Origin of the sequence: Serratia sp. Je.1.23.a (assembly GCF_051129805.1) — a bacterium.
Classification (GTDB): Bacteria; Pseudomonadota; Gammaproteobacteria; order Enterobacterales; family Enterobacteriaceae; genus Serratia; species Serratia liquefaciens.
Map to the genome: position 1 here is coordinate 250256 of NZ_JBCPSR010000005.1, position 24385 is coordinate 274640.

Here is a 24385-nt window from a genome sequence, read left to right on the forward strand (position 1 = left end):
CCTTATTTACCGCTCAGGGTGTTGTGAATGGCGTCCAACCAACCCGGCACGCCAAGGCTGAAGGACTCGAGGACTTTCATGTCGAAGCCGCGGAAGAACCCGCTCAGCACGAACAGCAGCACGATCACCGCCATCATGATCTTGGTGATTTTGTTCCAGCCGCTCTCTTCCACGCCTTTACCGATCAGGATGCCCAGCACCAGCCCCGGTACGGCGTTGCCCATAATCAGCTGCGCCAGGCCGCCGAAGATGGTGCCCCAGAAGCCGGAACGGCGTCCGGCGTCGATCGCCGCCAGCCAGAAGATCACCGGCATCACGGTATTCACCAGCAGGTTTGCTGCCGGCACCAGCACCTTGATCGCCGTCACCTGCAATGCGGCAGGCACGGCGGAAGCGGTGGTATTCAGGAATGCCACAACCAGCATGCCGATGATGCCGCAGGCGATAGCCATTTTTTTCGGATCGTGCAGCGTTTGCGCCAGGTTGCGGTTTTTGACCATCAACGCAGCCGCGCCCCAGTGTGGAATAATGCGGTGGTCAACGTCCTGCGTGAAGGCCCCTGCTGCCACGGAAGACGCCCAGGCGTTGAAGAAGAAGCCCAGACCGAATGAGAAGTGGGAAGCCGGGTCACCCTCGCAGGAGTTCAACTCGCCCAAGGTGCGGAAAGCTCCCATGCCCTGTGTCGTCGGAGCATGGAACATACGTGCGGCGCCGGCCCCTACGCCAACCCCCACCAGTCCGCCGATAATAAGCGACTTAAATAAGATGATTAAAAACATCAGTATACCCTTTGATTTATGCTAACGTTTTTATTTCGCGACGAAGACAACTTTTTCTGTATTGATCATTGTCACGTTCACGGTTATTTCCAGAGCCACGAAGTAGCTTTTTCTTTCGCGCGGCAGAAAGAAAAACAGAAACTTTTCTTTTGTTATTTTCTCTTCTGCTTTTAATACGCTGACATCCTGCGGTTCAATACGCAGCAGAATATTACCGGTAGATTTTAATACCGCGCCCTGCACATTGGCCAAGGCGGAAGCAAAAGCTTTCGCTTTGCTATCGCCCTTACCCTCCACCTTTACCGACGTTGTATATTGTTCTTTCATTACGGGTTGCCGTGTTTTTTGACGTAGGCTTCAACCAGTCTTTGACCCAGTTCTTCTTTATCCATAAAGCCAAAACCCAATACGGTGCAGCCTTCGTTTATTGCCGTCACGCCCTCATCAATGGAACGCATGCCGTATTTGGCTTTGTATCCGTATTTAGTCTGGGCGGTAATGGCACCAGCGCCGCCGCTGCCGCAGAAAGAAATGCCCAGCTGCGCGCCTTCCGCTTTCATCACGTCACCCAGCTTCATGTCGGCCGCCACACCCGGGATAACGATGGCTTTTCCGCCTGCATTTTCAATGCCCTGACCCACTTTCTGACCTTTACCCAAACGATCGCCAATCACTACGGTAATCTGACCCATGGTATTTTCTCCTGATTAATTTAATTCGGTAACTGCTATTGGTTATTATCTTTTGCCACTTCAAAATGGACGGAAAGCAAATAAGCCTCTTCAATCGGAAGAGTGGTGAATTGGTCGACTACCCGCTCCGCCATTTGCATGGATTCCGCCGAAATCTCGTCAAACAGTGATTTATCGACTTCCGGTAATGGCTCGCCGGTTATTGAGCGCAACACCATGGCGCGAATATGCGACTCCAGCATCTGTTGCTGCACCGCATTGGTATAAATATCTTCGGCGTTTAGCATGGCGGTAATATCAGCCAGCACCCGTGAGGTTATCGCCCCGGCCGTGCTGACATCAGGTTGTACACTATTTTCTCTCGCAGCAGATCCATCATTCACTTTTCAGCACCCCTAGATCCAAACATGATTCCGTAAGTCGCACAGCACATCACCTGAATAAGCCGCCTTCTCTGATGCCTTTACCCTAACCCCGGAGAGATATTCTGTGTACTCTGTTTTTTTCCAGTTGAAAGTGGAAATTCAATGACCGTCAGGGATCCATTTCGCAAAATAAGCATCTGCCAGATAATTCAATTAGATTACAAAAAGATATCGCCACAAAAGGTTTCCAGTTGAGCCAAGGGAGGTGAAAAGCTTCGTGATCGGGATCTCTTTCTTTTCCCGGCTTAACCGCCTACTATCGGTAAGACAATTCGACATCAACAACACCCCCGTACCTCTGGCGCGGGGGTTTTGCTTTTGTGCTGTTTTTCCGAATTTATGGGCGCGTTACCCGACGCCTTTTGATTTGACTGGAGAGTGGAATGACCAAGCCAACCATTACTATTAATGAGCTGGATGCGGAACGCCTGGATGCGCTATTGGAACAACCGGCCTTTGCCAACACCGATGTCGCGGCTGCGCTGAACATCGAGCTGGATCGCGCCGAAATTCTGCCGCCGTCCCAGATCCCGGCCAACGTAGTGACCATGAACAGCCGCGTACGTTTCCGCGATCTGCACACGGCAGAAGAACACGTGCGTACGCTGGTTTACCCGGCTTCGCTGAAGGATAGCCACGAACAGCTGTCGGTGATGGCGCCGCTGGGCGCAGCGCTGCTGGGCATGCACATCGGCAACCAGATTACCTGGCAGTTGCCGAACGGTGAAGAAGCGCGTATCGAAGTGCTGGAACTGTTGTACCAGCCGGAAGCGGCGGGTGAATACCACCGCTAAGCGGTTTTCAGGGCGGTGACCAGCCGCCCTTTCTGTCTCTTACACACCGATGGCGATCAAAACCAGGATCAGCAACAGCACGTAAATTCTGGCATGCAGCCGATCATTGACCTTCGGCAGCCACTTCCTGGCAACCACCGTCCCCACGACACCGCTCGTCACCAACTGCCCGAGCAGGGCCAGATTGACGTAACCCAGATAGTGCGGCCCTGTCATTTCCCTCCAGCCCAAACCGACGTACATCAATGCCCCCACGACGGCGACAGGGATCGACAACGCATTGGCCGAACTGACACAATGCCGCATCTCGAACCCATGGCGACGCAACAGAGGCACCGTCATCACGCTCCCCCCTACGCCGAGCAGGGTCGCGATGACACCAATCAGCGGGCCGCCGATCAACAGAGTCGATGGTGAAAGTGCAGCGCGTACCGGCTTAACCAAAAACCCCGGCCTGAACAGACAATCCGCAATCGTCACCAGGATGTAAATCACAAACAACAAGCGCACCGTGCCGTCCGCCAACAGGCTGGAAGCAAAAGCCCCCAGCACCGCTCCCATCCCGATATAAAAAATGAGCGGAACCAGAGTTTCACGCAGCAGGTTGCCGCTGCGCCATTGAGCAAAAGTGGCGTAACCTGCCGTGAAAATCATCACCGCCGTCGAGGTGGCCACTGCGATATGCATCGCCTGACCAGGCTGTTCCCCCGAGGCGCTCACCAGATGGTAAACCAGTGGCACCACCACAAAACCACCGCCAAAACCGAACACGATGGTCGTCATACCGGTAACAAAGCCGGTCAACAGCACGAAAATAATATCCGCCATAGCCGCAGGCACTCCTGAGTAAAGATGTCGAGCGGCAGCATAAAACACCGGCTTTTGGCTTGCTTCATATCAAAGGCCAACTATCATTGCGTTTCGGCCAACTGTTCAGCGAAGGCTTTATGCGCAATCGACATATTGACGATCTCGACTCGGTGCAAAGGCCCGTGATTGCTATTGGCACCGACTACCCAAGGGGTTACCTGCTGCCTATGCACCAGCATCGGCGCGCTCAATTGCTTTACGGCGCCACCGGGGTAATGCACGTGTTCACCCGTCAGGGGAACTGGATTGTGCCGCCTCAGCATGCGGTGTGGCTGCCCCCACAGATGGCGCATGAAGTAAGAATGGTCGGCGTCACGACCCGCAGCCTGTACATTGAACCTGCCGCGTTGTTGGTTGACCCACCACAGGATTGCCAGGTGGTCAGCGTAACGCCGCTGATGCGCCAACTGTTGATGGCCGCCGTCGATATGCCGCTGAATTACGATGAGCAAGGCCGGGATGGCGCGCTGGTTAGCCTGCTGCTGCATGAGCTGGCCAATCTACCGCCTCTGCCACTGCATATCCCTCTGCCGGCGGACCGGCGGCTGAGTGAACTCTGCCAGCAATTCCTGCAACACCCTGATGCGCACGATTCACCTCAGGCATGGGCTTCGCGGCTGTATATGAGCATCCGCAGTTTCAGCCGCCTGTTTCGCGCTCAGACAGGAATGTCCTTCTCACAATGGCGTCAGCGTGCCTGCGTGGTGTTGGCGCTGGCCCAATTGGCCGAAGGCAGCAGCGTGACGCAGGTGGCTCTGGAACTAGGGTATGAAAGCAGCGCGGCGTTTGCCACCATGTTTCGCCGCGTGCTGGGGCAAGCGCCGTCCTGCTATCTGGCTTCAGAACGGCGCGAAAGAGGTTAGCGGAACTTCTTGTGGTTAGCGTCGCGGGTTTGTTTGAAGCCCTGCGCGACCTGCTTGGCTTCGGCCAGCTTGCCTTGATTGGCCAGCGCCAGCGATTGGTCGATCTGACCGATCAGCGTGTCCAGCCCGTGGTGGAAATCTTTTATCTCCGGGCTATCGGGCGCTTTGTCCTCCAGCTTGGGCGGCGTGCTTTGCTTTGCATCCACTGCGGCGGCGCGCATGTTCTGCAAACTTTGCTTCAAGGTATCCGTGGAGTCAGTGCTCAGCACCGTTTTGTAATTGCCTGCGATGGTATCCATATCGTCGGCCAGATCGGCCGCGACCGCCAGTGAACTGGCGCCCAGCAGCGCCAGCGCCATCAGCGCTTTCAGTTTGTTCGACATGCTTGCTCACCTTCCAGTTATTGTTTTAGTGGTCCCCTTTTAGGGCCGTGCGCCGCCATTGACCACGCCATGACGCAGCACAGCCTAAACATAGGCAAGGGAGCAGAAAACCGAAACCGGAGATTTGTAAGCAAGGTTAAAACAGAGGAAGGGGAAACGGCTGGCAACGGGAGCGGCCAGCCGTGGCGAACATTATTGACCGGCGATTTTCATGTCCGGCAGTAAAACGGAGCCGCACTGAATATTGCTGCGGGTTTCGATGTCGCTGCCCACGCTGACAATATTGCGCAGCATATCCTTGAGGTTGCCGGCGATGGTGATCTCGCTGACCGGATACTGGATCTCGCCGTTTTCCACCCAGAAACCGGCGGCGCCACGCGAGTAGTCACCGGTGATACCGCTAACGCCCTGGCCCATCAGTTCGGTCACCACCAGGCCCGTGCCCAGTTGCTTCAGCATGCCGGCAAAGTCATTACCCTGCCCGGCAATGCGCCAGTTGTGAATACCGCCTGCGTGTCCGGTGCTGTGCATACCGAGCTTGCGGGCTGCATAGCTGGTCAGCAGCCAGGTTTGCAGTACGCCATCTTTAACGATGTCGCGCCGTTGGGTGCGTACACCTTCGCTGTCGAACGGCGTGGAAGCCAGGCCTTTCAGCAGGTGCGGGTGTTCTTCAATGGTCAGCCAGTCCGGCAGGATCTGCTTGCCCAAAGAATCCAACAGGAAGGTGGATTTACGGTAAACGCTGCTGCCGCTGATGGCGCCAACCAAATGCCCGAACAGGCCGGTCGCCACTTCGGAAGCGAACAGCACCGGGGCGGTCATGGTAGACAGCTTGCGCGGTGCCAGACGCGACAGCGTGCGGCGGGCACATTCCTGACCCACCCATTCAGGGCTTTCCAGATCGCCCATCGCACGGCCGATGGTATAGGCGTAGTCGCGCTCCATATCGCCATCCTGCTCGGCAATCACGCAGCTCGACAGCGAGTGCCGGCTGGAACAGTAGCTTTGCAGCATGCCATGACTGTTGCCGAACACCTTGATGCCGTAGTGGCTGTTAAAACTGCCGCCTTCGGTATTGGTGATGCGCTTGTCAGCCGCCAGCGAAGCCTGCTCTGCGCGAGCAGCCAATTCGATACCGCGTTCGGCGTCCAGTTCTGCCGGGTGGAACAGATCCAAGTCCGGTGCATCAAACGCCAACAGGTCCTTTTCCGCCGGGCCGGCGTTCGGATCTACCGAGGTGTAACGGGCAATATCCAGCGCCGCCTGCACGGTGCGGGCAATGGCATCCGGGCTGAGATCGGTGGAAGAAGCGCTGCCTTTGCGTTGCTGGTGATAGACGGTAATGCCCAACGCGCCATCGCTGTTGAACTCAACGTTCTCCACTTCGCCAAAGCGAGTGCTGACGCTGATACCGGTAGATTTGGTCACGGCAACTTCTGCCGCATCAGAACCGGCGCGCGCCAGTTCCAAAGCCTGTGAAACGGCCTGTTCCAGCGCCTTGCGCTGTTCTGCAACTTGAGTGACTACTTTCATCAATCTGCCATACTTAATCAGAAAATCGTTGAGAAAAGTGCCGTGGCGGCGTGGTTGCGCGCGGAGTCACGCGCAAAAATCATGTGATTTATACTTTTGAGTCTAACAGGAACCGCGTGGAATTTCGCATAAAGCCGGCAACCTGTTAGGATTAGCCTCTTTTTAACGGAGCCTACCATGAACAAACAGCCTGAAGACTGGCTCGACGATGTCCCGGAGAACACGGACGAGGACGATGACGAGATTATCTGGGTCAGTAAAAGTGAAATTAAACGTGATGCCGAAGCCCTGAAAGACCTGGGGACCGAACTGGTCGAACTGGGTAAAAACGCGCTGGAACGCATCCCGCTGGACGAAGATTTGCGCGCCGCAGTTGAGCTGGCGCAGAAGATCAAGAAAGAAGGCCGCCGCCGTCAGCTGCAGCTGATTGGCAAAATGCTGCGCGCCCGCGATGTAGAGCCGATCCAAACCGCGCTCGACAAACTGAAGAACCGCCATAACCAACAGGTTTCGCTGTTCCACAAGCTGGAAGCGCTGCGTGACCGTCTGGTAGAAGAAGGTGATGACGCGATCCCGTCGATTCTGGCGCTGTATCCGGAAGCCGACCGCCAGCAGCTGCGCTCACTGGTGCGTAACGCACAGAAAGAGAAAGCCGCTAACAAGCCGCCGAAAGCTTACCGTCAAATTTTCCAATACCTGCGCGATCTGGCCGAAACCGCCGAATAATCGCCGCCGTCACCACGGGATGAACCCGATTCATCCCCGGTGATGTGCAGGTTCACCGCTGCTTTCACGGATATTGAAACGCAGGCTGCCTTCCAGTTCTTCTTCCGCCTCTTCAAACAACAGGATAATCGCACCAAAGCGACGTTTGCTGCGGGCATTGAGATGGGTAAACTCAATCTCGACCGGCAGGCCGATATCCGCCGTCACCACGTCCCACAGCGCGTCAAGATTGGCACCAAAAGCCTCATCCAGTGCAAACTTATGCGCAAAATCGCGGTAAAACGCCGGCAGATCGCTAATCTGATTAAAATCGAACTCTACTTTTGCCATCAAGCTCACTCCACCCGAATGAAGTTTTTATAATGGTCACGCGTGACAAAAATCAGGCCATCACTGGAATACAGCAGGCGATCGGCACCACGCCGGCCGCATTGGTAATTGATATCCGCCTCGCGCCATACCCGGCTGCGGGCCGCAGGCAGTTGTCCTTCACGGTTTGAGAAACGGTCGCCACCAATTGCCTTGCCCGGCAGCACCGAACACAGGTTGCCGTTACGTGCATCCCATCCCTGCTCGCGCGCCTGTTTTTTGGTGATGTAATAGTCCGGCAGCCGCTGATGCTGCTGCAGGTAGCTCACCACCCTTTTCTGCTGCGTCAGTTGGTCAATACTCTGGCCTTCGGCCACCGCCGGTACGTTGGTAATCGCCCGATCGTTACCACGCAGTGCGCTAAAACCGGCTATCACAATGGCGATAACTACCGCCACGAGGATCCGCTTATTCATTGCTGTCCCTGAATTATGGCCGACAAGGGTGCACCGGCACCCATGCTAGTTGGATTTATAGATGAAGAGGATGAAGCAGAGATGACTGGTATGTAACGTTTTCACTTCAGGGAAACCACGCCCCACAACCTGCAACACCCATTCAAGCTAATCATGCCATTGTGCAGCGCGTCTGGCACTCAGTGCAACTCTGAAACAGGCCTCTATCAGGCAAGTATAGCCCCGGCAGGGGCGTTTGGCGTATCAGTCGATCAACGCGTGGCGGTAGCGATGCAGCATGCCGGCCAGGCGTTTTACCGGATCGGTAACGCTGAGCGGTGCGTGATAATCCACCAGCTTTTGCTGATAGTCATTCATTTCGTCCAGCAGCCGATCGTAATAGTAAGCGCGCTTCACGTCGTTCTTGGCCGAAACCACATGATCGGCAGTGTTGCGAATCTGCTTGTGGAACGCCGAAAGTTCTTCGCTAACCGGGATCTCCGCCCGCTGCATGCGCTGATGAGCAATGATCAGGTTCAACGCCAGCCGGTATTTGGCAATGTCGTTCGGGAACATCATCAGCAGTTGGTTAAGCTGCTGATACAGCGCCGGCAGATGGTTTTGCCGACGGCGCGACGCCTTGGTGGTCAGTGCCGATACTGCGCTGCTGACAAACTGGTTCAGTAGCGTGCGGCCGGTGCGCTCACGTGAATTATCGCGGATCAGCAACAGCACCATCAACCCCACGCAGCTACCGAGGAACTGGCCAAGCGCACCGTCGAGAAACTGAGTGACGTTGAACTCCATCGGGTTACTCAACACCAAAATGTTGATGGTCCCCGCCAGCAGGCCAAGCGAACCCAGCCGCCTTTTCTGCACTTCGATACCGATGAAAAACGCCAGCAGCCCGAGGCTGAGGCACAGCAGCAAAATACTTTGCTGAGTCGCCGGCAGGATCACCATAAAGAACAGCGAACCGACCGGGATTGCCGCCAGCATGCCCAGCACAAAATCCATTGCGACCATACGCGGCGCGGGGGTACGCATCGCCAGCGAGGTGATCACCGCAATGATCACCATAAAACCGCTGCCGGAGGTCCAACCGGTCCACAGCCACAACAGGCTGCCGAAGGTCGTCGCCACAAAGGTACGCAGACCGTTGATCATCGCGTGATGGCCTTCCGCCGACGTCGGTTTGATCACCACCTCACTGCTCAGCACACTTTCTTCCACCGCACTGATGCTGCTGTTGGTGTGCACGCCTTTAGCCAATAACAGATAACGCGTGGCCGCCCCGACCCAACTGCTGATGGTCAGCAAGGTTTCGTCGGTGCGGTTGGTGGTCAGCACCTGGCGCAACAGCTTCATGCGCTTGTGAATTTCCTGCGGGGTATCCGCCGGCACCATCAGCAGTTCGCGAATATTCTCTTTCACCGCATCCGGATGATTCAGCAGGATTAAATACGTCTCGCAGGCCTGGGTAATCAGCGTCAGCGACAGCGTATGCAACGCCTGAACACGGCGGTTCACCTTTTGCCAGCGTGAAGACTCCATCATCAGATTGCTGCGCATGCCGTTCAGCGCAGTGGTGCTTTTCACCAGGTTGCTCCAGGCGCGGTCAATGTCTTCTTTCTCGGCATCGCTGATGCACATCTGCATCAAGCGGTACTGATCCACCAACAGTTGATCCACCGCGCGATCGATATCCTGCTTGATCGATCGCGGCGAGAACAACAGATCCGCCAGCACTGCGCTGACGATCCCCAGCACGATCTCGCTGCAGCGCTCAATGGCGAACTGCGGCGCTTCCAGCAGGTGGGATTCGCTGGTGGCGACCGTCACGATAATGATCAGCGCGGTATAACCGGCCAACCCCCAGGCGTAAGAATTCTCGACTTTAATCAGCGAGGACAACCAGGTACAAAAACCGGCCCAGATACAGCACAACAACAGCATCACAACGGGCGCACGCGCCGTAGTGACGATAATCGCCAGGCCGACGAAACACCCGATAAAGGTACCGATGATACGCAGCCAGCCGCGGTGGCGGATAGCGCCGGAGAAGGGTTCGCCACCGGCGGCAAAGGCCGGGCCGGCGGCCACGATGGCGGCGGTCATCGCCGACCAGCGTGGCGTTTCCAGATTGAGGTGGAAGCCGACAAACAGGGCAAACACAATGGCAAAGCTGAGCTTGAAGGCAAATCTCAGCCTGATAAAGGTTGGGTTATTCATTAACCGAACTCACGCAGCCGATGCATCAAACGCACAAAAGGCGAGCCGCTGTCGGTAGCGCGATCGTTCTTGCCGGTGATCACCACGGTAGCCGTGGTACCTGCCGGGTACGGATGCAATTGGTCTTTGTCATCCAGCAGAATTTTCACCGGCACGCGCTGTGCCAGGCGCACCCACTCCAGGTTGCTGTCGATCGACGCCAGCCCTTTGCTGTTCACGGTGCTGCTGCTGTTATTGACGGCGGCGGCCACGCTGTCGACGGTGCCATGCATGATACGGTTACTGCCCAACGGGGTAATTTCCGCACGATCGCCTTTGTTCAGACCATGCAGCTTGGTTTCTTCCAGATAGGCCAAAATATAGAAACTGTTTTTCTTCACCAGCGCCACAGCGACTGAACCGCGGGTAATGTACTCACCGGCATGCACGTTCAGGTTTGTGATCCAGCCATCGGCCGGTGCGCGCACTGTGGTACGTTCCAGGTCCAGCTTCGCCAGTTCACGCGTCGCTACAGCCTTCGCCAACTGATGTTCTACGGTTTGCAGAACGTTATTCGCCTGGTCTATTTCTTCCTGCGACATCGCCTGCACGCCCAAGCGAACACGACGGCCCGCCTCCCTTCTTTTTTCCGCTGCCAAGGTCTGGTAGTAGGCCACGTCGGCGTTAGCTTCCGCCAGAGCCTGCTGGTAGCGCGGCTGGTCGATCACCAACAGCACCTGCCCTTTCTTGACCAACTGGTTATCTACCAGCGGCACGTCGGTCAGCAGCCCGGTAACGTCCGGCGCTATTGCCACCACGTCGGCAGTAAACTTGGCATCACGCGTCCAGGGGGACTCGGTGTAAAACACCCAGGCTTTGAATACGGCGACGATCCCCAGCAGGACCAGAATCAGAGTGATCGCGATTCGGGTTATTTTTATTGAAAAATTTTTCACAGCGACCTCAAACGAAAAGACATGAAATCAGATAGAACAAACAGCAGTACAGCGCGGTATTGAACAGCGCTGGATGCCAGACAAAATCGTAGATCCCGGTAGGCTGCAGCAGGCGGCGCAGCAAGAAAAACAGCGCCAGCGAGACCAGCAATTCAAAAAATACCGGGGGGAACGACAGTCCGAAAATGACCATAACCGGAAGCAAACTCATCAATTTTTCCTTATTACTCACTGCACCGGGCGTAACCCTTTATACCCGTCATCTTTCAAGTTGCAGCGCTGTTATCTGCACTCGCTCACCCCAGTTACTACTAAAGTAAGCGCCTGGGGTAAGCGAGCTGGTCGCCTAGCTGCAACTTGAAAGCTATAGGGTATATTTCATTCACATTCTCTTTACATTTTAGCCGACACGCACCACAAATTCCGCCCCAGACAGGTTGTCCAGGCCACGAACCTGAAAAAAAGGTAAACTCTGGAACGTACATCCGCGATAGGGAATGCGAGGATACCGGAGGGATCGGCCACGGCGTCGGCGCCGATCGCACTCGCGCGTTGATAAGGTCTTTCCACCCGACCCCGTTATATTAGCGTGCTTACTATCAACTCATCAACAATCTGTGATCTAAATCACTTTTAAGCCAGAGTGAATAATGGAACGATTAAAACGGATGTCGGTATTCGCCAAAGTGGTTGAATGCGGGTCATTTACTGCGGCGGCGCGCCAACTCGATATGAGCGTTTCGTCTATCAGCCAGACCGTCTCCAAACTGGAGAATGAGCTGCAGGTTAAACTGCTTAACCGCAGCACCCGCAGCATTGGCCTGACGGAAGCCGGAAAAATCTATTACCAGGGTTGTCGTCGCATGTTGTTGGAAGTGAGCGAGGTGCACGAACAGCTGTACGCGTTTAACAATACGCCGACCGGCACGCTGCGCATTGGCAGCTCGTCCACCATGGCGCAAAACGTGCTGGCGACCATGACTGCCGATATGTTGAAGGAATATCCTGGCCTGACGGTGAACCTGGTGACCGGTATTCCGGCGCCGGACCTGATTGCTGACGGGCTGGACGTGGTGATCCGTACCGGTGCGCTTCAGGACTCCAGCCTGTTCTCCAAACGTCTGGGATCCATGCCGATGGTGGTCTGCGCCGCCAAAAGCTATCTCAGCCAGCACGGTACGCCGCAGAAGCCCAGCGACATGGTCAACTTTTCCTGGCTGGAATACAGCGTGCGGCCGGATAGCGAATTCGAACTGATCGCCCCTGAAGGCATAAGCACGCGTATTGCGCCGCAGGGACGTTTTATCACCAATGATTCACAGACCATGATCCGCTGGCTGAAAGCCGGGGCCGGTATCGCCTATGCGCCGCTGATGTGGGTGATCGAAGAGATCAAACGTGGTGAAATCGAGATCCTGTTTAAAAGCTATCATGCGGATCCTCGCCCGGTGTACGCGGTGTACACCGAGAAAGATAAGCTGCCGCTCAAGGTGCAGGTGTGCATCAACTACCTGAGCGATTACTTCAAGCGCGTGGCGGAAGTTTATCAGGAGTATCGCTGAGCAAAATACGGCGTGCCAACGCGCCAAGCAGCAGCAAGGCCAGCATGCCCAGCCCCCAAACCAGCCAGACAAGGTACCCAGCCCAGGTGATCAACTGCGGGAAATAACTTGCCAGCCAATCCCCCAGTTGCTGCAACAACGGTAACCAGCTTTCCAACAGCGCCTGCGGCACCAGGCTAAGCAACCCCGCCAACGGGGGCGCCAGCTCCGCAGAACCCCTTTGTGCCAGCCCCGTCAACGACGGTAGCCAGGCCAACACGCCAGAAGCTCCCCAGGCCAGCAGCGTCCATAACGTCATGGCCGCCAACAGGACGACCAGACTCCATCCTGATTTGGTCATGGTTGCCCTCCGCTGACCGCCGTACCACATTGCTGGCAGAAACGGCTCCCCGGCGGCAGCGGCGCCGAACACCCGCGGCAGGACGCTGACTCCGTTTCGAAAGGTTGGCCGCAGCGGTGGCAGTAACGGGCACCGGGCCGGTTAGGCGCCTGACATTGCAGGCACTGCGGGCCCTGATCGCCATGCTGGTTATAACGGTTACCATGGTGTCCGCCCCCGTGCCGCGAACGTGAGTGGCCACCACCAAAGCCACCTTGTCCCAAAAGCTTTTTCAACATGCTCATCGCACTTCACCTCTCTGCTGTACGCCAGGACTCAATGTAAACCCTGGAGTAAACTCCAGGGTAAAGCGCTGCGAGAGGGATTTACGTTTAATTACATCCTAAGATCAGCAACGCTTTGATGTGGCTAGCAAAAAGCATCATCTGTCATTACCTGGCCTGCTGCCGGTGCGCTATGCTGCGGAGACCTCTCCCTGCATCAGGAATAAAAATGAAAAAAATCATACTGGACTGCGATCCGGGGCATGACGATGCTATCGCCATGCTGCTGGCCTGGGGCAATCCGCAGATCGAGCTGCTGGCCGTCACCACTGTGGTGGGCAACCAAACGCTGGATAAGGTGACCCGCAACGCGCTGGCTGTTGCACGTATCGCCAATATTACCGGCGTGCCCTTCGCCGCCGGCTGCACACGGCCGCTGGTGCGGCAAATCGAGGTTGCGCCCGATATTCACGGCGAGTCCGGCCTGGACGGCCCGGTTTTACCTGAGCCAACGCTGACGCTGGAAACGCGACACGCGGTAGATTTGATTATCGACACCATCATGGCCCATCCGCCAGGCAGCGTGACGCTGGTCCCCACCGGCGGCCTGACCAATATCGCCATGGCAGTTCGTAAAGAACCACGGATTGCCGAACGGGTGAAGGAAGTGGTGCTGATGGGGGGTGGCTACCACGTGGGGAACTGGAGCGCGGTAGCGGAATTCAATATCAAGATTGATCCGGAAGCCGCGCACATCGTTTTTAATGAGAAATGGCCGCTGACCATGGTCGGGCTGGATCTGACCCATCAGGCGCTCGCCACCCCAGAGGTGTGTGCACGCATTGCCGCCATCCAAACCGGACCAGCCAGGTTTGTCGGCGAATTGCTCGAGTTCTTTGGCAAAATGTACCAGCAGGCGCAGGGGTTCAGTGTACCGCCGGTGCACGATCCCTGTGCGGTGGCCTACGTTATTGCCCCCGATGTGATGACGGTGCGAAAAGTCCCGGTAGATATCGAACTCACCGGCACCCTGACACTGGGCATGACGGTAGCCGATTTCCGCACAGCACCACCGCCCGACTGCCATACGCAGGTAGCAGTAACGCTGGATCAGGATAAATTCTGGGGTTTGGTGGTGGATGCTCTAGAGAGGATTGGGGACGTGAAGATTTAATGAACGGTTAACAAGCCGGGCATTACCGATGCCGAACAGCTGGAGCTCACCGCCGCACCGGGGATGATCCGGTTGCGGCGGCGGGAAGTTGATGTTTTTAGGGCATAAAAGCAATAACCCCGGCCAGTTTAAGTTGGCCGGGATACCTTAATCAGTAGATTTAATAATTTATAGTTTATTCTTATTAATTTCATTCACAGTTACTAAAACAGCTTGAATACTTGAGTCAAGATTATCCTCATCCAACCATGAGACACCCTTTCTTCTTAAATGGAACTTTATTGTTGGAAATAACGTTTCATCATCTAACGATATAATAACATTCAAACAGTCAACATAATTTTCACTCCACTTCTTGATTATTGAATTACAAAAAATAATTGAATATTGCAAATACTTCTCACTTACATAATCCTCTATATGGATAGAATTTACAAAACATTCGAAGGCAATTTCATCCTCGAAAACATCAGGGGTAACAGAGTTACAATAAGAAAGTAGTTTTTTAGATAAAAAACAACCATGTAACTCAACAAAACCTTGTTCAACAATATCATTCAACTCATAAGGAAGATTGAGTTTCTCTATATCTTCCCAACAAATAGATTCAAGTTGATGGAGCATTAAATAGTTAACTAACATCTTATTTCTCTCCCAGGTATTTAGTCATACCTTTGTCTACAGCGCTCTTGAAAGCAGGATCTTTCAACTTATCATTCACACTTTTAGGTGCATCAGGGAATGTTTGCGTAATAGGATCATAATAGTACTTGTTATTACTATTATCTTGGTAATGTATTTGGCCTGCTCTCTTTCCTGGCGCAGGGTTCTCAACATCAATTCTCTCTTTCCCTTTACCCATCCACAATGTTTTACTTGGAACAGTTGGGCCATTTATGCCGAGCATAGCGCCATCTTTATTTAGGGTATAATTAGGCTTACCAGCCTTACTAATTCCTCCAAATGCCGAAGCCGCTGCACTCGCAACAATACCTGCCTGAACCTCATCCAGACCATATTCTTTCTGGAGTGCCTCAGAGACTTTATTTGTAGCAACAACACCTTCCGCCTGCATCTGATGCGCAAAGGTCGCCGTCAGATCGTAGACCATCTTGATCGGGATATCTTCACCCAGGGCACGGTCTATCGACTGCTTCACCGCCAGGCTGTCAGCTAGCACATTACCGTATTTCTGCTGGCAGGTTGTCGGACTAGTTGCACAGTCGCTGATAAGCTGTTTCTGCTGCGCGGTACTCAGTTCCTCATACTTCTTAATCACGCCGCCGCAGTCACCGCCGGAAGCCTGACAGGACTTCATTTCAGCCGACCAAGCGTCTACCTGCTTACTGCTCAGATAGTTATTCTCCGTCGCATTCTTACCGGCCTGCGAAGCCGCTACCGCCCCTGCCGTACTGTCTGAAGCTATCCCCCCTGCCAGTCCTGCGGCCAGTTGGCTCAAAGCACTCACCTCCTGCTTCTCACCTTCTGTCAGGCTGTTTATGTCACGGCCCGGGAACCTTATCTCAACTATCACCCGCGCAGCCAGCTCGCCACCGCCCGCACCCACCGCACCGGCTACCGCAGACTGGTTGTTCAGTTGCGCAGTTATCGCCCCCAGTAACGCATGCGCCATTGCGTTCGCTGCCACGTTATTTTCACCGACCCGCGCCTTGATTTCTCTCGCCAGATACGGTGCCGCTCCGCTCGCCAAAGCGCCGGCCAGATTGTTCCCCGCCAACGCCTGCAGCGCGCCCGTTACCGCCTGCGCGGCCCGTTGCATATCGCTGCCGGTGCCGTATTTCTGCATCTCGGCCTGATATTCCGGCGTTTTACGCAACGCTGTCGCATCCAGCCCCGGATGCTTGTCCTTTGCCTTCTGCAAGCCATTGATATCACCCTGGGTGCGGACAATATCCATCGTCTGCCCGGCGATTTCGCCGATCAGCTGCGCCTGCTTCAGCCGGTTCTGCTCTTTCTCCTTGTCGAAGATCGGCCCGATACTGCCATTGGCGTTATCCGTATCCCGGCTCAACGCATTCACATCTTGCTGCTGGTTGGCCCCATCGCGAATAACCACGCTACCGCCCGACACCGCAGCCTTGGTCGTGCCTTCTGCATGCCCTTTATTGCCCGCACCGGAAAGGGCCGCGCCCGCCAGATTGGTCAGCAGATCTGACCCCACCGGGCCGCCGCTGCTGATGCTGCCCCCTTGATGCTCGGCCTTGAAATCCGCCTGATTATGGATATCACTGAAGCCCAGGGTGCCGGTATCAAGACGGTTTTTCTCTGGCGTGGCAGTACTGGCGATGACCGCGCCGTCCAACTGCGTATGCTGGTTAACCTTAATATCATAGCCGCCCTTGCCGGCAAATATACCGGTTTGCTCCTGCACGCTGTCATAATTGCTGTGCAATTTGTCACGGCTCATACTCAGACTCGCCGAGCCGCCAGCACCGAAGATAGCCACACTGACACCACCACTGACGCTGCTTTGTTTGGCGTCATAGTTGTCGCTATCCTGCTGGCTTTGCATTATCAGGTTACCGCCGGTATCCACCTCCACCCTTTCGCCACTGATTTGTGCCCCTGACAAAAGGGTATCCCGGGTACTGCGCATTGACATCACGCCACCGGTGTCTATCGTCGTCTCAGTCCAAAACGTTCCATCACCATGCTCACTGCCCTGGCTTTTGTTGGCATTGGCGAAGACGCTCAATCCCGTCTGTTTTCCCACGCCAATGCTGACGCCGATATTGCCGCCGCTGCTCTTGTTACTTCCTTCGGTCTTCTGAGTATTGGCTGCGCCCAACAGCAATATGTCACGCTCGGCGGCCAGGGTGGTGTTGCCCGCCACTTTAAACTGACTGCCGACAACGACAATGTCACCGCTGTCAGCAGTATTGCCCTTGCCGGTTGCAGTCACTTGCATATTATTACCGGCACTGAATGTTGAACCGGCGATGCTAGTTTGTTCCTGATGCTGTTTCGACGACGATTTCTGGCCGCCAAGAGAAATACTGATCCCCACCATGCTGCCTTCTTCAGTATCGGTATCGCCGACTTTTGCCAGTCGGCCCGCCTGAGCGGCCTGCACGCCGGATAATGCCGCTTTAGCCCCCTGCAATGCAGCCAGTCGACCGTCGGTCTCCTGCTTTGCCTGTTGAGCCGTTGTCACCGCACTATTAATCGCACTGCCCACCGTACCGGACAGCGCCAGACTCAGGCCACTCTGTTTCTGTTCGAAGGCTTCGTCACGACGACGAATATCCTTACCCGGGTCGATATGGACGCTATCCCCCGTCACCGACAGGTTCTTATCCGCAATCACATCTGCGCCACTGATATGCACCTTGCCGCGCGCTTCGATATCCACGCTGCCGCCGGTCGAACCTATGGTGCTGACGCTCTGGCTTTGGGTAGTGCCATCTTCGTTCAATTGATGACGAGAAGATTTACTGCCGATGGTCACGCCGATGCCGCCGCCGCTGAACACGCCGCTGGTTTTTTTCTCGTTCAGCCGGTAAAGGGATTGCTCCTCGGTGGCGGCAAAAATATCGATGTTATTATCGGCCTTTACTGTGACCTGGCCGTCCCCCACTACCGTCGAGCCCCGTACTGTCAGGTCGTTACCGGCGTTGAGTAAAACGTTGTCGCCACTCAGTACCGCTCCTTTCTCATGGGTCGCGTAGTCCTCCTCCACCGTATGGGTGGTGGTTTTGGACATAAATCCTTTTTTGACCTTAGTCTCTTCGAAGAAGCTGTAGTCACTTTCAGCTACGCTGTCCACCACGATATTACGGTCGGCGTTAACCATCAAATCTCCACTTACCTGTGCCTGCGTACCCTCGAAGATGGCATCCTGGCCAGCATCAACGCGCAAACTGCCGCCAGCGATTTCGGTGACCTGTTGGCGTATGGACTCCTTCACCCGCTGCTGGCCGCCGCCGTGGCTTGCCTGATACTCCCGGTTTTCCACGCTGTTAAGATTTACGTCTCGCTTGCCACTCAGAAGGATGTCGCCGTCGCCCACCAACACCGCCCCCTGCGAGTTCAAATCACGCTCGGCATGTAGCGTCATATTCCCACTACTGGTGATGATGCTGCGATCGGCACCGCTGCTGATGCGCTCGCTATTACTGGTTTTATCAATGGATTCCGTGCGATTGACAAGCAGGTTGATATCACCCGTCGCCTGCAGATTCATCGTGCCATCAGAGGCGATCCTCGCGCCGATAACATCGATATTTTTGTCGGCACGCATGATCAACGCATCTTCTGCGCTGATGACAGCAGTATCGCCAACTTCTGTACGCGACAGGGACAACGTCTGGCCGCCCAGAGTCCCTGTGGCATCCCACTGGCGAGCCTGAGTTTTATTGATAATGCTGCCATCCAGACTTTCAATCGCGACCCGCTTGCCGCTGATGGTCGAGCCGATATTGCTGATATCGCCAATGGCGCTGAGCTGCAAATTGCCGTCGGCGTCGAACAGCCCCTGGTTAAGGTTGCTGATAACCGTTTTACTATTAACGTTGAGCCGTTCACCACCTTGTAGCGAGCTGCCGTCATTACGAATACTGCCGCCGTTCAGGTTAACGATATTGCCGGTGATCACGCTGCCGTTGAGCTGGGCTGCGTCACCTTTGGCCAAATAGAGTTTTGGCGCCAACACCGTCTGGCCGTTAATCGTTACCTTCTCCCACCAGACGATGCTTTTATCCAACTGCGCAACCTGGCCCGGCGTCAGGCTAACGCCAAACTGCAAGTTCAGGCCGCTCTGCGCTTGTGCGGCGTTGTCGATCAACTGCTGCATCTGCGCCAAATCGGAGCCGATACCGTCGAGATAGCGCTTGCCGGTCTGGCTGAGCATGGCGTTGCTGATATAGCGGGTATCGAACGCCGCATCCCCCAGGAACCGATAGTCGTAGTCCGGATTAAGTCGCAGCCGATCGAGGAAGTAGGCCGAACCGATAAACTGTTTTTCATTGGTAAAACGGCGGTCGTTTTCACGCGGAGCGGCACCCGGCTGTTGGCCCAGCATGGCGTAGAGATCGTTGAACAGGCTGTTATCCAACTGCCCCAGGCCGTCCAGTTTCGGGTTTGTGGTGATCAGGTATGGGCTATTGGGATCCGCGCTGACGACAAAACGGCCGCTATCCCCGCCCGGCAGTGGGTAGTCCGCCAAGGCTACGGCGTTATTACCCAGCGAGCCCAGGGCAGCCTGCAGGTTGTCTTTCCACTCCGCTGAACCGAAGGCAACGCTCTGATCCGCCGCAAGATCCTGCTGTTGAACACCGCTGATAGCCTCCGGCTGCTGCAGGCTGTCCAACGTTGGTCGTGCCAGGGTATGGCTCAGGCTGCCGGCGTTCGGTGTCACCATGCTGTTGCTGATATCGTCGGTAAAGCGGACGTTAACGGCACCACCGGCCTGGATCACGCTGCGATAAACAGCGGTGTTTTCGTTCTGGTACTCTGGCTGTCCGGTTAAGCGGTACTGAATGGGGGTATTGACGTTATCACGGATGTAATTGCCGCTCTTTTTGAAGTCAGCCAACGAGCGGTGCTTGTCGAAATCATACTGTGCGATTTCGCCGTCATAACGGTAATTCAGGTATTTATTCTGGCTTCCTGCCTGGGTGCTCTCATTATTCAGCGAGCCACCACTCAGCGAAATATCACCATTGGCCAGCATGTCGCTGGCAATATTGTCAAAACGCGTAATGGTGCCGACAATGTCCTTTCCTGCGGCAATTCGCCCAGCGCCCCCGTTCGCAGTGACGGTTACGCTGGAGGATTCAACCAGGATCTTTTTATCAACGGCAGGCGCTTTAGGCGCTAAATAATAGTAATCATCAACGGAACCGTTGCCATGCCCCATGCTGCCGCCGGTGCGCACCGTTTTGATGTAATAACCGAGCTCGCTTTCAGCCAAATCCCCCAGTTTCATATTGACCAGCGTCTGGCCATTCCACAGCGGATCTTTCGCCGTCGTCTGCTTTTCGGTGCTCACCGACCAGCCATCACGCTGATTGAGCAAATGCGCGGTGTTGATCTGAATATTGCCATTTTCGGTCTCGATGGTGCCGGAGGTGTTGACGATCTCACTGTTGGCATTGCCGGCCGCGTCTTTTTGCATCCACAGGTTGTTGCCCGCCAGGACGTCGCCACGCTGGTTAGTGATACGTTCCGCCAACAGTTGCACATCGCCACCGCCGTACAACATGCCGATGTTGAGCAGATGGTTAGCCGCGCTCAGCAGCAAATTGCCAGCGGTACCGATAAACCCGTTATTATTGATGTCGCCACGGCTCAGCAACTGTACCCAGCCCCCCGACTGCAGACTGGCGGTGCTGTTTTGCGTGATGCCGGCGGCTTCGATCCGCACGTCGCCGCTTCCGCCGCGCAAGGTACCGGCATGGGTCAGTTGGCCAGCGCTACGCACATCGATGCTCTGGCCCTGGAGGGTACCCAGCAGCACAACATCGCCGTCGCTGCTCAGGGTCAGCTTTTTACCTGCCGCCAAAGTGCCATTCTGGGTGAAGGCTTCCTTTAACGTCAGCGTAATATTGCCCAGCGCCACCTGTTGACCGTACTGATTCAGCAGGCTGCTCACCAATGTCGCATCGCCACCGCTGAACAGCTTTCCGTTCTGGTGGTTATCAATCTGCCGCGCGTTAACGCTCATCTGGCTTGTCGCCAATAGCGTGCCGGTATTATCCAGGCTGCCTGTCTGCAGCGTTAAATTGCCGCCCTGCAGGGTTCCCATATTATTCAGAACATCGAGCGTAAACCGGGTATCTCCGATACCGCTCAATGTGCCGCTGTTATCCAACCGGGTGCCCCTGAACGTCAGGCTATTGGCCTGCAGCCAGCCGAGGTTATTCAGCGAAGGCGCTTGAAGATCCAGTGCGCCGCCGACGATCATTTTGCCTGAGTTGATCAACTGGCGATCCAACCGCAATACGCTGCCGCCATCTCCCTGCAGATCCCCAGCGTTGTTTAGCTCTGCCGCCTCTACCCGCAGGGTTTCCAGGCTGCGTACCGTGCCACCAGCCAGGTTATGGAATATGCCACTCAGCTTGGCCTCCAGATTTTTCTGCCCCTGCAGCCTGCCGGTGTTGGTCAGTTCAGCGGCTTTTAACGTCAACTCGCCCGCCTGTACATGGCCCTGATTGTTCAAGGTCTGCGCCGTCAGATCCGTTTTCCCACTGGAGAAGATCTTGCTGCTGGTTTCCGTCTTGAGGCTGTCACTGAGATCCAAATGGATCCCTCCCGTGCCCGCCTGCAACACGCCTTTATGATCCAACTGCTGAGCCGCCAGCCTGATGCTGCCGCCCTGCCATACTCCGTCGTTTTCGACTGTCGCCGCCCCTACCGTCAGTTCCCCTTCGCTGAGCAGCTTGCCGCTTACTGTGTTGTTCAGATCCTTTTGCAACTGCAACGCCAACTGCCGTAGACCAATCAGATTGCCGCTGTTGTTCACCGTGTTGGCCGTGACGGTGGTCGCCGCACCCTGCGCTTCCCCCTGATTGCTGATGCTGTCGGCCGAAAGCTGTAATGCGCCTTCGCTCAATACCTTGCCGTCGTTATTCAGCGTAGCAGCCGTCAGTTTCAGTGGCCCCTGGCTCAGCACTTGCCCACTGTTGTGCAACGTCTGTTCAACCGTTGCCGTCAACCCATTTTCCCCCAGGGTGCTGCCAGTGTTGGCCCAACCTCGTACGCCGATATCAATGTTCTGTCCCTGTAGCTTACCGGCGTTATTCAACCGTTCCCCCTGCAGCGCCAACGCCCCCCCGGCCAGCACTCGCCCTGCCACGCGGTTTTGCAGATCTTTCGCTGTAATCTCCGCCAGCCCCTTGGCCTGTATCAGCCCACTGTTCTCCACGTCTTGCGCCGTGAGCTTCATGCTGTTTGCCGCGAGGGTGCCGGTATTGTTCAACGTTGGAGCCTTTAACGTCAGCGTATTGTCCGCCACCAGCTTGCCCTGGTTGTCCACCTTTTCACTAAAGTTCAGCTCCACCCCGGAGGCGCCGATCTGCCCGCTGTTGACCAGGGTAGTGCCATTCACCGTCAGCCGTTTGCCGGCCAGCAGTTCGCCTTGTTGATCGAGCCGATTTACCTTCAGCGTGAAGCCATTATCGGCCTGCAGATGCCCTCGCTGGCGCAGTGAACCACCGCGCCAGTCAATGTTAAGTGCGTTGATTTGGCCGCTGTTATCGGCCGTCGCAGCGGAAAAGTTCAAATTCCCCAAGGTGTTAAACACACCCGCCAACTGCGCATCCTGCGTAATTTTTAACGCCATGCCCTGTTTGGCCTGGGTGCGGGCGCCTGTGGTGGTCGACAAGTTCTGGCTGTCCATCGTCAGGGCGAGTTCGCTGGAAAGCAGCCCACCCAACCGCACGTCATTAGCCTGAATGACAATATCGCTATCACTCAGCAGCGATGAGCCTGCAACTGTGCTCAGTATGCCGCCGTTGAGGGTGATGCCCTGTTTGCCGCTGGCGCTGCCCGCCAGCAAGAATTCCCCGGCCTGTACGGTTAAGGGGCCATCTGCAGACAGGGAACCTGCCACGTTAAGCTTGTCGCGCACGCGCAGCTCAAGGTGCTGCCTGGCCCCGATGGCCCCCTGGTTATCGACGCTTTTGGCCGTAATCCGCTGAACACCGCCCGCTTGCAACTGCCCCCGGTTATCAAGCCGTTCGCCTATCAGCGTCTGCATGCCCTGTGCCTGTATCCGCCCGCTGTTGTTCAGGCTCTGTGTCTGAATGTGGCTGTCGCGGTTGGCGGCCAGCTGGCCGCTGCTGCTGAGGTTATTGGCTTGCAGGTGCAGATCGCGCCCGGCGGTCAGAACGCCCTGCCAGTCGCCGTCACCGTTAAGCGTCATATTGATGTCACCTTCGGCAGTCAGGCTGCTGTCTTTAACGCTGCTCAGGCTGCCTGCGGTCAACTGCAGTTTGCCATCAGTACTGGCTTTGCCTGCCTGCAATTTGCCTGCGGCGCTAAGCTGCATATCGCCTTTGGCGTTCAACATGGCCTTGTCCAGGGCCAGTTCACCCCGGCTGTTCAGGCTCATTGCCTGGCCGGCCTTATGGTTGCCGCTCAGCGTCATTCCTGCAGCCGTAGCATTCAGGCTCCCGTCTGCCAGCGTATTATTCAGCCGCAGTTGCCCATTGGCATCCAATTGAATATCGCCCTCACGCGCGTTGAGGTTGCCGAGGTTGACCCCAACGCCTTTTTCACTGGAGATCAGGTGGATACGGTTGGCGTACATGCCACCAAGCGCACCAGTATCAATCGCCACCTTGGGCGCGTCGCTACTGCCTGCAATCGCCGTGGCCTTGCCGGTAGCATCTACCCGGTTGGCCCCGAGCGTGATGCTGAGGTCCTTGGCGTGCAGTTGCGCGTTAATCTCGGTTGCGCGGGCGATCAAGGCAAATTTTTCGCTCTTGCCGGCGTCCAGCCCGTTACCCTGAATGGTGATTGCCCCCTGGGTGACTTCCAACGCCTGCAGCTTGCCGTCAGCACCCAGCACCGGCTTGCCGGTCGTCAGCGTCGCGTTGGGGGTATTGATAAAGCCGCAGCCGTCGCAGGTGATGCCATCGGGGTTGGCTACCATCACGCTGGCCTGCTTGCCCGCGACCTCCAGGTAACCGCGCAGCTGTGAGGGGTTCGGTGCCACCACCTCATTGATGATGCCCTGCGCTTCCCCGCCGGCCTGCAGGTTGGGGTTGTTCTGGATCAGCCCGCCAAGCTGGCTCTGATTGAGCTGGCCAGTGGCGTTGTTGAGGATCGTCCCCTCTTTGCCAATGTTGAAATCGTTGTATTTGTTATGCGAAATACCAGCCTGGTTCGGCGTGGCAATATTGATCACCGGCACACCATTGGCGGCCTGATCCACTCGGGTATTGCCTTCGGCTACGTTAATGCCCTCGGCCAGTACAGGCAGCAACGGTTGCCCCGCCAGCAATGTGCACAGGGTATAGCTCAGCAGGCGCTGCGTGGTATTAAGGTTTTGATTATCAATATGTTTCATCCTTGAAACCTTCCTGT

Annotated in this window: 21 protein-coding genes; 5 read left to right on the plus strand and 16 right to left on the minus strand. The window is 55.8% G+C overall.

From position 1 onward, the window contains the following. Window positions 1–2: 2 nt before the first annotated feature. From AAZT04_RS18535 to AAZT04_RS18550, 4 genes are read right to left on the minus strand one after another with little or no spacing between them, the layout of a single operon-like run. Window positions 3–779, minus strand: coding sequence for a DUF4311 domain-containing protein (locus tag AAZT04_RS18535; RefSeq protein ID WP_012147073.1), 777 nt, complete (start codon window positions 777–779; stop codon window positions 3–5). A gap of 30 nt (window positions 780–809) precedes the next feature. Beyond that, a complete protein-coding gene (locus AAZT04_RS18540; RefSeq protein WP_020831890.1) occupies window positions 810–1106 on the minus strand; it encodes a DUF4312 family protein in 297 nt (98 codons plus the stop codon). After that, a complete protein-coding gene (locus AAZT04_RS18545) occupies window positions 1106–1471 on the minus strand; it encodes a glycine-rich SFCGS family protein (protein WP_012147075.1) in 366 nt (121 codons plus the stop codon). Before AAZT04_RS18545 ends, AAZT04_RS18540 begins: the two co-directional genes overlap by 1 nt. 35 nt (window positions 1472–1506) lie before the next feature. Continuing rightward, complete coding sequence (locus AAZT04_RS18550) at window positions 1507–1854, minus strand: glycine dehydrogenase (protein ID WP_427692789.1); 348 nt, start codon at window positions 1852–1854, stop codon at window positions 1507–1509. Between the two features lie 425 nt (window positions 1855–2279). Between AAZT04_RS18550 and rnk the strand changes: the two genes are divergently transcribed. Beyond that, window positions 2280–2690, plus strand: a complete 411-nt coding sequence (gene rnk / locus AAZT04_RS18555) for a nucleoside diphosphate kinase regulator (RefSeq protein WP_020831894.1) — start codon at window positions 2280–2282, stop codon at window positions 2688–2690. 39 nt (window positions 2691–2729) lie between these two features. Here rnk and AAZT04_RS18560 read toward each other — a convergent pair whose 3' ends face one another. Continuing rightward, window positions 2730–3518, minus strand: a complete 789-nt coding sequence (locus AAZT04_RS18560) for a sulfite exporter TauE/SafE family protein (RefSeq protein ID WP_404780412.1) — start codon at window positions 3516–3518, stop codon at window positions 2730–2732. 119 nt (window positions 3519–3637) lie between these two features. Between AAZT04_RS18560 and AAZT04_RS18565 the strand changes: the two genes are divergently transcribed. Continuing rightward, window positions 3638–4423: an AraC family transcriptional regulator gene (locus AAZT04_RS18565; protein WP_427692800.1), complete on the plus strand. Its 786-nt coding sequence runs from the start codon at window positions 3638–3640 to the stop codon at window positions 4421–4423. On the opposite strand, the gene cybC is transcribed toward AAZT04_RS18565, so the two are convergent. Both cybC and pmbA read right to left on the minus strand, forming a co-directional pair. After that, window positions 4420–4806, minus strand: coding sequence for a cytochrome b562 (gene cybC, locus AAZT04_RS18570; protein ID WP_020831899.1), 387 nt, complete (start codon window positions 4804–4806; stop codon window positions 4420–4422). The two genes, AAZT04_RS18565 and cybC, sit on opposite strands and share 4 nt — an antisense overlap. Window positions 4807–4998: 192 nt before the next feature. Next, window positions 4999–6339 carry a metalloprotease PmbA gene (gene pmbA, locus AAZT04_RS18575; RefSeq protein ID WP_020831900.1) on the minus strand — a complete coding sequence of 447 codons (1341 nt, stop codon included), beginning with the start codon at window positions 6337–6339 and terminating at the stop codon, window positions 4999–5001. A 177-nt stretch (window positions 6340–6516) separates the two neighbouring features. On the opposite strand from pmbA, the gene yjgA reads away from it, so the two are divergent. Then, the gene (gene yjgA / locus AAZT04_RS18580) at window positions 6517–7065 is read left to right on the plus strand and encodes a ribosome biogenesis factor YjgA (RefSeq protein WP_020831901.1); all 549 of its coding nucleotides are present in this window, start codon (window positions 6517–6519) and stop codon (window positions 7063–7065) included. 30 nt (window positions 7066–7095) lie between these two features. On the opposite strand, the gene AAZT04_RS18585 is transcribed toward yjgA, so the two are convergent. From AAZT04_RS18585 to aaeX, 5 genes are all read right to left on the minus strand, one after another. Beyond that, window positions 7096–7395 carry a barstar family protein gene (locus AAZT04_RS18585; protein WP_020831902.1) on the minus strand — a complete coding sequence of 100 codons (300 nt, stop codon included), beginning with the start codon at window positions 7393–7395 and terminating at the stop codon, window positions 7096–7098. Between the two features lie 5 nt (window positions 7396–7400). Beyond that, window positions 7401–7850 carry a ribonuclease gene (locus tag AAZT04_RS18590; protein ID WP_020831903.1) on the minus strand — a complete coding sequence of 150 codons (450 nt, stop codon included), beginning with the start codon at window positions 7848–7850 and terminating at the stop codon, window positions 7401–7403. Between the two features lie 243 nt (window positions 7851–8093). Then, a complete protein-coding gene (gene aaeB / locus AAZT04_RS18595; RefSeq protein WP_020831904.1) occupies window positions 8094–10061 on the minus strand; it encodes a p-hydroxybenzoic acid efflux pump subunit AaeB in 1968 nt (655 codons plus the stop codon). After that, window positions 10061–10996, minus strand: coding sequence for a p-hydroxybenzoic acid efflux pump subunit AaeA (gene aaeA / locus AAZT04_RS18600; RefSeq protein WP_020831905.1), 936 nt, complete (start codon window positions 10994–10996; stop codon window positions 10061–10063). The genes aaeB and aaeA overlap by 1 nt, the downstream gene beginning before the upstream one ends. 7 nt (window positions 10997–11003) lie before the next feature. Then, the gene (gene aaeX, locus AAZT04_RS18605; protein ID WP_004936952.1) at window positions 11004–11207 is read right to left on the minus strand and encodes a p-hydroxybenzoic acid efflux pump operon protein AaeX; all 204 of its coding nucleotides are present in this window, start codon (window positions 11205–11207) and stop codon (window positions 11004–11006) included. A gap of 439 nt (window positions 11208–11646) precedes the next feature. On the opposite strand from aaeX, the gene aaeR reads away from it, so the two are divergent. After that, window positions 11647–12558, plus strand: coding sequence for an HTH-type transcriptional activator AaeR (gene aaeR, locus AAZT04_RS18610; RefSeq protein WP_041415021.1), 912 nt, complete (start codon window positions 11647–11649; stop codon window positions 12556–12558). Here aaeR and AAZT04_RS18615 read toward each other — a convergent pair. Beyond that, entirely contained in the window at window positions 12521–12898 is a 378-nt protein-coding gene (locus AAZT04_RS18615; protein WP_020831909.1) for a hypothetical protein, read from the minus strand. The two genes, aaeR and AAZT04_RS18615, sit on opposite strands and share 38 nt — an antisense overlap. Then, window positions 12895–13182: a zinc ribbon domain-containing protein gene (locus AAZT04_RS18620; protein ID WP_071844532.1), complete on the minus strand. Its 288-nt coding sequence runs from the start codon at window positions 13180–13182 to the stop codon at window positions 12895–12897. Before AAZT04_RS18620 ends, AAZT04_RS18615 begins: the two co-directional genes overlap by 4 nt. A 208-nt stretch (window positions 13183–13390) precedes the next feature. Between AAZT04_RS18620 and AAZT04_RS18625 the strand changes: the two genes are divergently transcribed. Further along, window positions 13391–14335: a nucleoside hydrolase gene (locus AAZT04_RS18625; protein WP_260629268.1), complete on the plus strand. Its 945-nt coding sequence runs from the start codon at window positions 13391–13393 to the stop codon at window positions 14333–14335. 168 nt (window positions 14336–14503) lie between these two features. Here AAZT04_RS18625 and AAZT04_RS18630 read toward each other — a convergent pair whose 3' ends face one another. Together AAZT04_RS18630 and AAZT04_RS18635 are read right to left on the minus strand one after the other, a co-directional pair. After that, entirely contained in the window at window positions 14504–14977 is a 474-nt protein-coding gene (locus AAZT04_RS18630; RefSeq protein WP_434681275.1) for a hypothetical protein, read from the minus strand. A gap of 1 nt (window position 14978) precedes the next feature. Further along, on the minus strand, window positions 14979–24368 hold the full coding sequence (locus AAZT04_RS18635) for a hemagglutinin repeat-containing protein (RefSeq protein ID WP_434681277.1): 9390 nt from the start codon (window positions 24366–24368) through the stop codon (window positions 14979–14981). Window positions 24369–24385: the final 17 nt, after the last annotated feature.